This is a genomic window from Methylomonas sp. HW2-6, assembly GCF_052474525.1.
Map to the genome: position 1 here is coordinate 614,407 of NZ_CP184124.1, position 13,440 is coordinate 627,846.

Consider the following 13,440-nt stretch of genomic DNA (forward strand, 5'->3'; position numbering starts at 1 on the left):
AGCCGGATCAGAACCGTATCGCATCGAAATCAGCCGCTTGCGGATGGTCGGCGCCGGCATCCGCCGTTTGGTCCCGCACCAGCCAGCGGGTAGCAAAGCCGGCAATACGCGCCGCATCCAGTTCTTCTTTGATGTCGGAAAGAAACAGAATCCGCGCAGCGGGCAAACCGAGTTCGTCGGCTATTTTTCGATAAGACTCGGCTTCGCGCTTGCCGCCGATGCGGGTGTCGAAATAGCCGGAGAACAACGGCGTCAAGTCGCCGAAATCACTGTAACCGAACAACAATTTCTGCGCCTGCACCGAGCCGGACGAATAAACGTACAGTTTCAAGCCGCGCTGCTGCCAAGCCCGCAAATTGCGCACCGCATCCGGGTAAACGTGGCCGGTAAAGTCGCCGTTTTGATAACCGTCCAACCAGATCAAGCCTTGCAGGGATTTAAGCGGCGTGATTTTCTGGTCGGCATCGATCCAAGCAATAAATTGTTCGATCAATGCCGCTTGTTCGAGTTGGCCTCCCGCGAGCCGATTGGCATCGTCTAGTAAGGCTTTTACCTCGGGATCGGCACAGTGCTCGGCGACGAAGGCGGGTAGGTGTTGGCGGGCGTAAGGGAACAGTACGTCCTTGACGAACGAAAGCGACGACGTGGTGCCTTCGATGTCGGTAACGATGGCTTCGATCATAATGCAGCGAGGTATTGGTCCAGCGTCGGGAAGCTATCTGCGATTTTATCGCCGGTAAAATCCGCTACCCAGCCGTCTTCGGTCGTGAACAGGCGGATGCATTTGAAATTAGGATTCTCGCCCATATCGAACCAATGCTTGGTGTCGGCGGGTACGCTGATCAAATCGCCTTGTTCGCACAACACGGCGTGGATCTGATCGCCGACGTGCAGGTAAAACAAGCCTTTGCCTTCGACAAAGAAGCGCACTTCGAAGTCGCTGTGGGTATGCTCGGCCAGGAATTTTTGCCGTAACGCATCCTTGTTCGGATGCTCGGCGTTCAGGCTGATCACGTCGACCGATTGAAAACCGTATTGCTGCTTCAATTTGTCGATCGAACTCTGGTAAGCCGCCAATACCGTGTCGGCGTGCGCATCGGCGGCAAAGGTTTGCTCGGCCTGCCAGCGCTCGAATTGCACGCCCAGTCCGCTCAGTTGGCCGGCAATCGCGTCAAAATCGCGCCAGGTTTGGCCTTGGCCGGGTTGGTTGGCGGGATAAGTAGTCAATGCGCTCATAAGCGTTTTACTCCATGCAGACGAATTTCAATATCGAACAAAAACTCCAGGGCTTCCAGATGCCGCAACGCGTCGTCAACCGAAGCGCCCCAAGTGTAAAAACCGTGGCCGGCGATGATGTAACCGTGAATGTCGCCGTGGGTGTCCAAATAGTCCTCGACCTTGGCCGCCAGACGCGGGATATCCTGGTCGTTGGCAAAGATCGGCACCACGATGCGGCTTTCGTGGGTATCGATGCCGGGCAAAGCCTTCAATAGTTCGTAATCTTCCAGGATGATTTCGTCTTGAAACAGCCGGGCGGTCAACGTGGCGTTGACCGAATGCGGATGCAACACGGCTTGCACATCAGGGTAACGCTGATAAATCGAGGTGTGCAGCAAGGTCTCGGCCGACGGCTTCTTGCCGTCCAGCGAGCGGCCTTGAGGGTCGATCAGCATGATGTCGTCGGCTTGCAAGCGACCTTTATGCCGACCGGAAACCGTAATCGCAATATTGCCGTCCGCCAATCGCGCCGAAAAATTACCGCTGGTGGCCGGCACCCAGCCCTTGCTGTCGATGAAGCGGCCGGCGGCGATCAGTTGCTCGGCCTTCAGGAAAAATTCGTCGGATTTTAAGGTCATGGAGTCTTTGCGGAAGGCAAAAGAATAGGGGAATGGAAGAGTTGGCCTGTAAGCCGGGTTCTGTCGTGAACAGCCATTCATCTAGGCGCTTGGTCACCCAAGCGCTCAAGCAATCTACCCAGGAGCAGCGCGGGCCACGCCAATGCTCCTCTATTTGATCTTGCTCCGGGTGGGGTTTACCCTGCCACACCTGTTACCAGTTGCGCGGTGCGCTCTTACCGCACCATTTCACCCTTACCGGGTCCGATACGAACCAGGCGGTATATTTTCTGCGGCACTTTCCGTAGGCTCGCGCCTCCCAGGCATTACCTGGCACCCTGCCCTATGGAGCCCGGACTTTCCTCCCTCCCGCTTGCGCGAAACGGCGACTGTTCGGCCAACTCTGGCGGGGATTATACAGGTTACACCGGGAAATAGTTCGTTCTGAGCTCGAACGAAGCCATGGCCGCTGGCAACAGCCGAACGCTAGCACGGCTATCCTTGATGCATAGAGCATCGATAACTCGGTACCTGGGCGCCAGCCAACGCATCCTGATCTTTTCAGCGACCAGGAACTTTAAGGAAATGAAGGTACGAACGCGGCGGCAGCAAATGATTTTGCATGTTTATTGCTTGCTATTTTTTTGGCGACCAGTATAATGCAGCACTATCAATCGCGGGGTGGAGCAGCTTGGTAGCTCGTCGGGCTCATAACCCGAAGGTCGTAGGTTCAAATCCTGCCCCCGCTACCAGACAAATAAAAGGCCTAGGTTTAACGACCTAGGCCTTTTTTGTTGCCCCAAGGTTTCTCGAATATAGCAACCAATACTAAGGCATTCGCCCAAGTTCAACTGTTGGCATTTTCGACCAAAAATAGCCCTGCTTGCCTATCGCGTAAGCTGTCAAGGGTAAGGCCACATCCCTGCCCCTGCGGCCTGCTTTTCCTGATTTCAGCATTTCCTGCACCCAACCAAGTGGCGCAGGCCTTGGGAATGCAAACCCAGTCAGTACAATGCTTGCATATGGCCTCCCAAAGGGTCTGATCCAACGCCACGCGCCGACCGAAACAATGGATGCAAGATAGCTGTTGCCAAATCAACAGAACGAGGCTGGCCTACAACCGTCTAGCAATGAGAATTTCTAAATCACTGGCTTAGCAGGTTGGTGAAAAACTCTTTTTTGGCTTTGAATGACTCTATATTTAGTGATGATGAAGCCGATTTCCTACTAAAAGTTGGTTCGATTGAGCAAAATTAGCGTCTCAAATATGGTTTTTCACCAACCTGTTAGCTTGACTAGGCAAAGCATTTGATTGTGCATAAAAATACGCAAGGCATAGTGATGCAAATCGACGTTAGCCCTGCTGCTCCTAAATGTGCAGAGCGATTTTCTCGATGCACTAAAAACCCGGCTGCTGGTTCCTGCCATCAAATTGTCCGAGAAAAAAGCCTATTACCCGTTTGAATCCAGTTTTTGAATTCGATCAACAGGAATGCTTGCTGGCAGTTCAGGAAATGGCTGCGATTCCGGCAAACAGCCTGGGTACAAAGGTTGCAGATGTGGGGGCATTGAGAAGCGAAATTTTGGCGACGTTGGATTTGTTAACTTCCGAATTGTTAAACGGCGGACAAGTTTTGCCAGTTTTTGCAATTCCTGATAACACTTCGACGCAGGTTGATAAGGCATCGCTAACAAAGGACGCTACCCTGGAACTAGAGCTACTCCAATATCGGGAGAAATTTGATCTACAATTCTGCGGTAAATTAATTGGCGAGGAAAGGGGGCTTGAAAGTCAAGGACCGCGACCAACCAATTGCCGCCGGGTTCGAACATTATTATTTTGCGAGTCGGAAGCATAATCCTTCGAAATCTCTATCACTAGGTAGGATAAAAAATTTTCCTGCCCTTAAAGATAGCGTCCAATCCCATTGAAAAGAAAGCTTTCCAAATTAGTAATATGCTTGACATTTAACTGTCATTTTCTGGTAGCTAATAATGTACTAGCAACCCCTGTTGTCGCGATTACAAATACTCCAAATGTGACCAGTGGCGGCTCTGGTATAAGCGCGAATGATTGGAAGGGGCTTATCTTTTCTACTCCCTCATGGGCTACCAGTGAAATCAGTTCCATTCAGCTAGGACTGAATTGCTCAGGGGTTGGATGCGGATATCCGCAGTCGACCAATATCCAAATTGACCTTTACTCGGTTGCGTCTGAGCTTCCAAATACCCAGCTCAATAGCCTCCCTCTCCAGCCAATAACCCTGTCAAGTGGTCAGCAAATGTATACATTTGCGATACCAAATTGGCTACTGACAGCGAATACTGCTTATGCACTTGTACTTAAATCAGACTCAAACGTTCCTGGGCTTTTCAATTTCAGATGGGGAAATACCGGAAACGCACCAGCCGGCACGCAACCATCTGGGTTTAATGGTTACACCTATCTTGGCTTGAAATCTTATTCAAATGGCGTCTGGACCTCGGCTGGTGAATTAAATGCCGTGGTAATTTATGTGTACCAACAACCAAACTTCATATCTACGGCAACCAATCAAAATCAGCTGGCGGTCGCTACCGGCTTAAACACAGCCTTAATTACTCCAGCATCAACTGCTGGCCAAAGCATTCTAAATCGCTTTGTTACAATGACAGCCCCACAAGTGCAGGCTGTTTTTGATTCAATATCCGGCGAAGGTATTTCTGCACAACAAACTGCCAGCTTTGATGCAACGAATATCACTGTGGATACAGTAAGAAGACAAGGTGCTTACTGGCTCATGGATGAATGCCAAGCAGGTGCCGGTGCTAAAAAGAACAAAGCACAATTCGACCTGGTTATCGGCCATTCCTGCGCAAATAACGACAACAGCCAGTTCCGAAGCTGGGCGGCTGGTGTGGGCGGATCAAATTCGTTGAGCGGCTCTTCAATCGTTGGCTCAGCTTCTGTATCAACACAAACAGGCGGCGGTCTTATTGGATTCGATTACGAGATTGGCCCTAACCTCTTGGTGGGTGCCATGGCAGGAGCTACATCGACTAGCTACAATGTATCCGCGCTCGCATCTTCCGGTTCAGTCGTATCAGGTCAGTTTGGCCTATATAGCGTAGCGAAATGGAATAAGTTTTACCTAAACAGCATCTTTGATTTCGGCTATTTCAGTAACTCATCGACGAGGTATGTCGCTGGTATTGGACCAACGACCGAGATAAGCTCCCACACTAATAGCAATGCATTTACAGGTAGGCTGGAGGCGGGATATCGGATTGAAAACCCATTAGTAAACATGATGCCTTTCATCGCAATTCAGGCTACTTCGTTACAAATGGGCCATTACAACGAATCGAACACAAATCACTTGGGTCTATCGGTTCAGAGCAAGAACGTTATGTCCGAGCAAGGCAGTTTAGGCGTTCAAGTCGACAAGGCGTACAACATCAACAAAGAGTGGTCTCTATACCCATTACTCAGAATGGCATGGATTCATGAATTCCAAACCGACCGCACTCTGACGGGATCGTTTCAAGCGTTACCGACAGGAATTTGGACTGTAAATGGCGCCAGTGCTGCTTCAGATTCAGCAGACCTAGGGATTAGCTTGCAAGTTACCAATAAAGATGGATTTGTGTTCTTCGCATCGGGCAACACTGTTGTTTCTTCAACCAATCAAGGCTACACGGGGCAGATTGGCTTAAAGATCATATTTTAGGGGTCGCTACGTGTTTATTTAACCGAGCCTGACGACTCGAGGAAAAGACGCGAACACCATACAAATCATGCCTTCGGCCCCTCCTCCCTGACGCACATTCCATAATTAACATCGAATGGGGGCATGGTTTTCTCTCTAAAAGCATAGTCGGATCGCCGCCAAAAAAGCCACCGCCGGACATCACGCTCAGCAGTTTCAGCACCCTCAACCGGTTGATAGCCGCCGAAACCCCACGCAAGATTGCCGCTGATCCAACACACATGGGCGCTCCATCTTGTCGGACAGTAGACTGTCACTGGACAGTTAACGTGGGCCAACTGCAAACGCCCGACTGCTTGTTATCGGTAGCCGTTATTGCTTGGCTTGCATCGCCGAGCCGGTGATGATTTGATAAGTCGTTTTAAGCTAACCATCATCATGCAAGAACTCTCCGACCAGCAACTCTTTGCAGCCCTTCAATACGCCAGAAGCCAAGACGAACAGTCAGGCCGGGCCATTTTGGAACGATTCCAAACCCGTCAACCGGCCTTTGCACAAACGATCTTGAATGTGTTTCCATCGGTGATGGTCGACTTGGATCAAGCGATGGCCCATTTATTTATGGATCTGTGCTTTGATGTCATTGCCGTTTATGAGCAGGCATTTGGCAAAGTCCCCGATCATCGTCTGGTCGGCAATCGTTGGTTTGAAGAACGCGCCGCACGACTGGATCGAGAGATGAAAATGGCGGTGGAGCAGGAAAAGCCAACCGATCCAGACCATGCCTTTGATCAGGAACATCAAACGGGACTGGTGAGGTTTTTACATGCCGCCATCGACCAACAACCGTGTCGCTCGACAGACGCGGTGCGCTTAGCCAAAACGATGATCTTTACCACGGTGCAGTTGTTCGACGCGCTATATGACGCTGTAGGTTCCCTTCAAAATACATCGGTAAATTGAACTACCGAATGTAACTGGTCTTTATGTCTTATCGGGCTGAATATTCAAAATTTTAACTTTCTACCGATTTGAGGGCGCGGGGGATTTAGCGTGAAGCGGGTAACGGACTTTAGGTGCGAGCCACAGTTAGGGCACATATAGAGCACAGAGCCAAAAACGCGGTTTAGGGAAAATCTCAAAATGGCGCGCCCGAGAGGATTCGAACCTCTGGCCTCAGCCTCCGGAGTGAAAATTAGCTAAGTTTTTTTAATTGATCTTAGTTAACTTTATCAAGCTTTTGGATGCCTTTTTTTTCGGCATAAATACGCAAATTACTGATATATATAATGAATTAATAAGGCTATTTAGGGCGATTAGTGACGCTTTATGGCATACCATAGTTGCCACTAGGATAATGTGCTAGCATTTTTGTCACAATCGTTGACTTTGTAATCTCTCGCCGTTGACAGCAACCCCCTACCAAACCATCCGGTCTTTGGACGAACTTTTGGCGCTGACCCGAGCGCCACAGGAACATCCGTTGCTGGGTTTTTTCTGCCGCTGTTTTCTACAACTTTTCAACCAAGCCGAAAGTATTTTGAACTCGGTAATCGATATCCAGGCGATTCGTCCGGAGATCGAACGTTATTCGCTCCTGCAACAAGATATTGCCAGCGCCACCTTGGCCAATCACGAATTAGCTGGCGTATTAAATCAGTATTATCTCTACGCGATATTTACCTCAACTGGTACTCCAGACAAGGATCCCATTGCACTCGCCATTATTCGTGCCCAATTAGTTTCGGTATTACATTGCCCGCAAGTGGCTCTTTCCGAAAATACTCTGAAAGTTTTATCGTCGATAACCCGCAACTACGGCAATTACGGCGCGAATACCAATCGCTTTTTTAATACCTTTCCAGGGTTGTCCGATCCGAGAGATCTGCAACGCACTTGGATTGCGCATTTACAGCAGCCGGTCGATTTTCCAGAGAGTTGGATTGCCGCCCTGACTCAATTACTCAGCCGTTTTTCACAAGCCTATCGCTGGTTTCAATCCTACGCCTATTCGCAGCCTAGACCTGCAGCTTCGGCGACTAAAACCACCATTCTTGCCAATCCGATAGAGTCATTGCTGGGCCCGAACCGCGACCAGGGATTTGTGCGTTTAGGTGCAGATTTCACGCCCGCGGATTTTGCTAGCCGTGCAGACGCAGAGTTGGCGGCGGCCGATCAGGTCGATACCGAAGTCCTAATTGCCTCGTTACCGGTTCCGATTGACGAAAGTCCGCCACTATCGGTGGTGGAACGCAGCCAAACCCTGATTAGCGAACAGTTTTCGTTTCAGGATTTTCTGGCCTATTCGAATCGGGTGCTGTTGCCGCATGAATTTGCCTTAGCGATGCAGCAACTCAAACTCGATCTCAGGCAAGCGATTAAAGTGCGCGACCTTGCGCTGATAGAAACCAACCTGTTGATGCAACTGACCGCCGCGACAGGTTGGTCGCTATCTACTTTACTCCAGCTCACCGACTTGGATGGCATCGACGAAGCCCAGGTTGTCGCCGATCCCTTCCTCGAAGGCATATCGATCCGACGCGGCGTTGTGGTCTTTCGGATTCCGGATGTCGACAAGTTTTGGAAACCCAGCGCGGCCTCACCGCTGTATCCGATCACTAGCGAGCGGATACAGCTGCAATTACCGCGTTCACTCGTTGCGGGTCTGCAAGTGTTGCGCAAACGGCAGCAGGCCGAACGGGTCGTCAGCCGCGGCCTCTTTCACCACACGTTCGACCAGCTGCAGCCGATGCAGCTAGTACTCAGGCAAAGGTTACGAGCCGTTGCCGGCTTGGAGCGCTTGAGTCTGGGGCGTTTACGAAGTTTCCTGCCGGTGCGCTTGTTTCAAACCACCCATGACACGGCTCTGGTAATGTTAGTCAGCGGGCAAACCCATGGGTTTTCGACGGCGCCCTTGCATTACTACCAAACCGACCATAGACATTTGCAGAGCATTTACCGGCAGGCGTTACCGGCCTTGTTTCCAGGGCCGGACCGCGCGGGACACTTTGGCGGTCGGCGTTATGGCTTGCCAGAACGGGTCGGGTCCCGATTACAGTTGTCAGATGCTGAAATCGCCGATTTCGTGTCCGGTTTGCTTAAACCGTTACGGACGCGGCCCAAAACCTTGCGTGATCAGCTGCAGCTGTTAAACCGTCTGGCACGTTACCTGACCTGGATGCTACTGGCAAGCACCGGTCATCGCGATACTACCGCGCTTGGCCGGTTAACGGTGGACGATCTGCTTCATGAAGGCGGCATGGCGCTGTTCAGCGATAAAGTGACCGATGCCGGCCATCGGGCGCGCTTGGTAGTGCTATCGACCGCACTTTGCGCGCAACTGGCGACGTATCGGCAGATTTGTCTCGGACTCAGCCAATGCTTATTGGAAAATGACGCCGATAATCCCTCGCAATCGATCTCGCTTAAACAGCGCCGCAGGCTTGCGCAATCCTTGCAGGCAGCCGCCAGTGGGCATGCCGGTCTCTTGATCCAGATTTCAGTCCACGGCGTCAGCCGTCCAATTGCTAACCAAGACCTTTATCGCGATCTCCCCGCGCACTGGGGCTGCAAACTGAATGTGTTTCGGCATCGACTATCTACGGGCTTACGCAATAACGGGGTGTTTGCCGAATACGTCAATCATCAAATGGGACACTGGGATTTGGGCATGCAGCCGTTTGGCCGGCAAAGCCTGCTGTCACCGACGGCATGGGTTGCCGCCCTTCAGCCGGAACTGGATCGGTTACTGGTAAAAGACGGGTGGCAATCGATCAACACCTGTTTGCCCAAGGCCGAGGCTATTGCGCCGGTCCGGCGCCTGTCCTTCAGCCATCGCGATCGGCAAACCGAGTTGCTAAAGGACGAACGCCACTATTGGCGAGGACAAGTGAAACGCCGCCTCGGTCAGAAGTTTGCGATGCGCGAGGCATTGGAGCGAGCCGTCGATCAAGCCTTAAATCAAGTCTGTAGCGGCTATCACCGTGCCTATCCGCCAACCGATGTCACCCTCAGCGATCAGCAATTGCAGCAGGTTGTGCAGCAGTTGCTGGCAACGGTGGGTGAGCAAGCGGACGCGCTGACCTGGCGCATGGATTTTCTACGTCGCCGCTTGCTCAGGCACCGCTACGACCAACGCTGGCATACGCCGCTTCCCGGCAAACTGTTTCGGACGTCGGTAGAACCCAGTCCATTTTTTCCGGGGAGTTTGGCCGCCTATCGTGATTGTCGGCAGTTACAGCAGTGGTTGTTGCAGCAATTTCCAACTGCAGAAGCAGCAGCGAGTAGGTTAGGTATATCTCTGGCGGACTACCGCTTGATTCGATTAGTACTGTCGCTGGTCTTAATCGGCGGCTATTTCGATATAGACCGGTTATTGGCGGTGTTGCAGGGATTGCGTGAGAGTGTGCTGCGCTCGCAAACCTTGCCCGGCGGCTTGATCGTGTCAACCACGCACACCACCGGCACGCGCCAAACTGTGGATGCCGGCACGCATGCGGAAATTCTCACCGGCGTGTGCGCCGCGGCGGCAGTGGCTTGGCTGAAAAGCCGGCCTGCGCTTATCCCGGAATTTCGCGACCTCTCTGGTTGGATACACGCGCTATTACCCGAGGGGATTAAACCCGCGGCAAAACTTCAAACGCTGTCCATGCTGGCGGCGCTGGCGAAAACCGCCAGACGCTTCGAGAGCAGTGGCTTCAGTGCTGCGGTCGAGTGCGGACAGCTGGCCTGCTCGGCATTGACGGCCAACGCAATGGTGAGCGCGCTGGACAATCAACGCTATGGTGAAGTGGATTTGGCTATTGACGAATCAAGCGCCACGGCCATTGAGCTGATGCCGTTACACCATGCTGAAGCCGACCGATTCACCGATTTTGGCACACACTATCGTAGCTTGATCCACATCCTCTATACCCGACCGGATCAAGTCAAAACCTTTGCGCTGTCCGGGATGCAACTACCGCCGACAACGTTTACGCACCGCTTACTCGCCGCAACGGTGCAGGAAGTGCGGTGTTGGTTAACCCAATCGGGTTATCGTCCGCCGATTCTGCAAGCCTTGGGTGCATGGGTCCTGCGCTTGCTGAGTGATCGGGGATTGGTGTCTGGGCGCGGACCGCTAAGGATCAGTTCGGCGCACACCTATTTGAGCCGCTTCGCCAGCGTATTGGTGGATTTAGTCCGCAATCAGCCTTTGTACCGGATGACTGGGGAAGACTTCGAAGCACTGTATATTTCGGTACTGCAGGCCAAACCGGCCGCGCAACGCCCGCAGGCTTTGAGCAGTATTTTGCGGTTTCACCGCTTCTTAGTCGATCAATACGGCTTAAGCCAGATCGACAGCGAAGCCTTGTTCGCCCTAGCCGGCGTGCCATCCGCCAGTGCCGATGCCCAAGTGATTACGCCGGCACAGTATCAACGGGCACTGGCCATTTTCGACCATTGGCTGGAACAGTCTGCGCACGATACGCTGATCGAAACCGCCCAATTGGCGCTGATTTGCCAATACCGGTTTTGGCTGCGCTCCGGCGAAGTGCAACGTTTACGCTTGAGCGATTTGAATCTGGATGAAACCGAGCCATATGTCCGGGTTGCCACCACCCATCGTGGCCGCACTAAGTCGTTGGCCGGCAAACGGATCGTACCCGGCCACCAGCGTCTGAATGCCACGGAACACCAAGCGCTAATCACTTGGCAACGCCGTATTACCGCTCTGTGGCAGGGCGAACCGCCTGCCAGCGCCTTGCTGTTTCCTGATCTGCGGGCGCTGGAGGTCTCTCCCGATTGGCAAAAAGTCGCGCAACTCATCGGCTGCGCGCTGAATGGTGGTGGCTCAGCCCGGCTGCGTCCGCATCACTGCCGGCACAGCGGATACAGTTATAGCTTGGCGGCGCAAGCAGTTGAGGGCGAGGTGTTTCGCGCCATGGCCGAAAGCGGTGCATTCGCTGCCTTGGGCGACACCGACCAAGCATCGCTTCGTCTCGCATGGCAACAAACCGAGCACGTCAGCGTGCGTCTTGTTCATCAACTGGCGGCAGCGATGGGGCATGCTTCGCCTACCACCGGTTTCGAGCATTATTTTCATCTGCATCCGCTACTGCAAAGTCCACTGCCGGAACAGTTGTGGCGCTTATTGGACATCCAGCAGCAAGCGGATTGGAGCAATACCGGCTACGCCGCCTTACGCCAGCGTTACGCGCGGGCCAAGCAGGCGTTTACTGATGCGCGCGCGGCATTGGATTATCAGGCGTTATCGGCTGGCCAAGTCAAGGACCCAAAATCCCGGCACGATGCGGACTTACCCCCGTTGCCGAACACCGGGGCAGCCCTGACCACCCTCGACTTGCAAGCTCTGGCGTCCCTGTTGCGGGATTTTAACGCCGGCATTCCGATGCCGGTGTTAGCGGCCGCGTATTCGCTGACGCCGTGGGCGGCCAAAACCTTACTGAGTGAACTGTCGGCCCTGCAAACCGAAACCCGATACGCGCTAATCGATAGCCAACGTTTGTATCAAGCCCGCCAAGCTTACGAAGGCCAACTGCCACCGCCCCTGGCGCTCCGTCCGGAAAAGGAACAAAACAACCTATTCGATCGGCGCGAATTTCGCACACTACTGGCGATCCTGAACACCCGTTGTTTGGGCAACTCACCCCTCATTGCCCGCTTACGTGAGCTTTTTAGAGACGGTTATCGGGTACAGCAATCCGAACTGGTGTTTTCCCGCATCGAATCGGCAGCCCACTATATCGAAATTCTTAATGCGCTGGCATTGGGCGAACCACAAGTCACTGTAGAGTACCGCGAAGCCGATCAGCTGTCCGAAATCGAGGATGCCCGTTTTCGTCGCGACATCAGTGCCCAATTGGCCATGCCATTGGCCGGCCCCCACTTTCGGCGCTTGCCCAATGCGCGGAAAAAAGCCGAGCTGATTCGCATCAAAATTGGCCTGTTCGGGGCATCCGAACAGCCAAAATGCGTACAACAACCGCTGTGGCAGGCCTTGATGCTGTTATGTTTGCATGGCCGATGTCTCGAAACGCCCTCGTTCGGTAGCCGCTGATACATACCGGTTGGATTGAATCCTGATAATCTTGACTGCTTGGAATCAACACAAAGCTAACATTGCAGAGATCAAGCAACAAGACAGGTAACGTAGCGCTACTCGCGCTATAGCGCTCGCAATTCTCCGAACCCGGAGACATTCTCCCAGTTTTGGGACTTGTTTTCCCAACTGTATTTCATAACAATTCGAAGAAAGAAGTATGGCGGAAAACCCTTCATACCCTAAGGGGGCGGCAATGACGTTACAACACGATGAATCCTTTATGACCGAGGCGCAATACCTTGCGAGTGAGCGCTTGTCCGAGAGCAAACACGAATATCTCGGCGGTCAGGTGCTGGCCATGGCCGGCGCTAATCACAACCATTCGCGGATTTCCGCTAACGTGCTTGGCGAATTTCGCAGCCACTTGAAAGGCAGGCCTTGCGAGACCTTCATGGCCGACACCAAGGTGAAAGCCAGCCAGAACTATTTTTATCCGGATGTCATGGTGGATTGCACCAATGCGGCCGGCGATGCGGATTTTCTATCGTCGCCCTTGCTGATTGTCGAAGTGCTATCGAATTCGTCTCGGAAAATTGATACTACTAAAAAGCTGCTCATCTACATCAATATTCCGTCGCTTGAGGAATACGTCTTGATTGAGCAAGATATTGCCGCGATCATCGTGATGCGCAGAAAACGCGACTGGCGTTCGGAGTATTATTACCTAGGGGATCAAGTGACCTTCGATTCCATTCAACTCACCTTGTCCGTGGAGGCTATTTACGATCGCGTCGACAATGATGACTTAAAGCAATTCAAACAGGCAAAGTTTGAAACCAATCATCAATAGTCGCCAAGTTCCAGAACAAGG

8 protein-coding genes, 1 tRNA gene and 1 other RNA gene are annotated in these 13,440 nt (G+C 52.6%); 6 read left to right on the plus strand and 4 right to left on the minus strand.

From position 1 onward, the window contains the following. Positions 1 to 7: 7 nt before the first annotated feature. The 4 genes from mtnC to rnpB all read right to left on the minus strand — a co-directional run bounded on the left by mtnC (position 8) and on the right by rnpB (position 2,240). On the minus strand, positions 8 to 682 hold the full coding sequence (gene mtnC / locus ACH518_RS03975) for an acireductone synthase (protein ID WP_445371954.1): 675 nt from the start codon (positions 680 to 682) through the stop codon (positions 8 to 10). Next, on the minus strand, positions 679 to 1,236 hold the full coding sequence (locus tag ACH518_RS03980) for a 1,2-dihydroxy-3-keto-5-methylthiopentene dioxygenase (RefSeq protein WP_445371955.1): 558 nt from the start codon (positions 1,234 to 1,236) through the stop codon (positions 679 to 681). The genes mtnC and ACH518_RS03980 overlap by 4 nt, the downstream gene beginning before the upstream one ends. Next, positions 1,233 to 1,856 carry a methylthioribulose 1-phosphate dehydratase gene (locus ACH518_RS03985; RefSeq protein ID WP_445371956.1) on the minus strand — a complete coding sequence of 208 codons (624 nt, stop codon included), beginning with the start codon at positions 1,854 to 1,856 and terminating at the stop codon, positions 1,233 to 1,235. Before ACH518_RS03985 ends, ACH518_RS03980 begins: the two co-directional genes overlap by 4 nt. A gap of 33 nt (positions 1,857 to 1,889) precedes the next feature. Continuing rightward, positions 1,890 to 2,240: RNase P RNA component class A (gene rnpB, locus ACH518_RS03990), an RNA gene on the minus strand. A 270-nt stretch (positions 2,241 to 2,510) separates the two neighbouring features. Between rnpB and ACH518_RS03995 the strand changes: the two genes are divergently transcribed. From ACH518_RS03995 to ACH518_RS04020, 6 genes are all read left to right on the plus strand, one after another. Beyond that, positions 2,511 to 2,587: transfer RNA gene (locus ACH518_RS03995), tRNA-Met, on the plus strand. 699 nt (positions 2,588 to 3,286) lie between these two features. Then, positions 3,287 to 3,694, plus strand: a complete 408-nt coding sequence (locus ACH518_RS04000; protein WP_445372963.1) for a CcdB family protein — start codon at positions 3,287 to 3,289, stop codon at positions 3,692 to 3,694. 102 nt (positions 3,695 to 3,796) lie between these two features. Further along, positions 3,797 to 5,545, plus strand: coding sequence for an autotransporter domain-containing protein (locus tag ACH518_RS04005; RefSeq protein WP_445371957.1), 1,749 nt, complete (start codon positions 3,797 to 3,799; stop codon positions 5,543 to 5,545). Positions 5,546 to 5,962: 417 nt separating this feature from the next. Then, positions 5,963 to 6,487 carry a hypothetical protein gene (locus ACH518_RS04010; RefSeq protein WP_445371958.1) on the plus strand — a complete coding sequence of 175 codons (525 nt, stop codon included), beginning with the start codon at positions 5,963 to 5,965 and terminating at the stop codon, positions 6,485 to 6,487. 475 nt (positions 6,488 to 6,962) lie between these two features. Then, positions 6,963 to 12,584, plus strand: coding sequence for a hypothetical protein (locus tag ACH518_RS04015; RefSeq protein WP_445371959.1), 5,622 nt, complete (start codon positions 6,963 to 6,965; stop codon positions 12,582 to 12,584). Positions 12,585 to 12,786: 202 nt separating this feature from the next. After that, on the plus strand, positions 12,787 to 13,419 hold the full coding sequence (locus ACH518_RS04020) for a Uma2 family endonuclease (protein WP_445371960.1): 633 nt from the start codon (positions 12,787 to 12,789) through the stop codon (positions 13,417 to 13,419). The last annotated feature ends 21 nt before the right edge of the window (positions 13,420 to 13,440 follow it).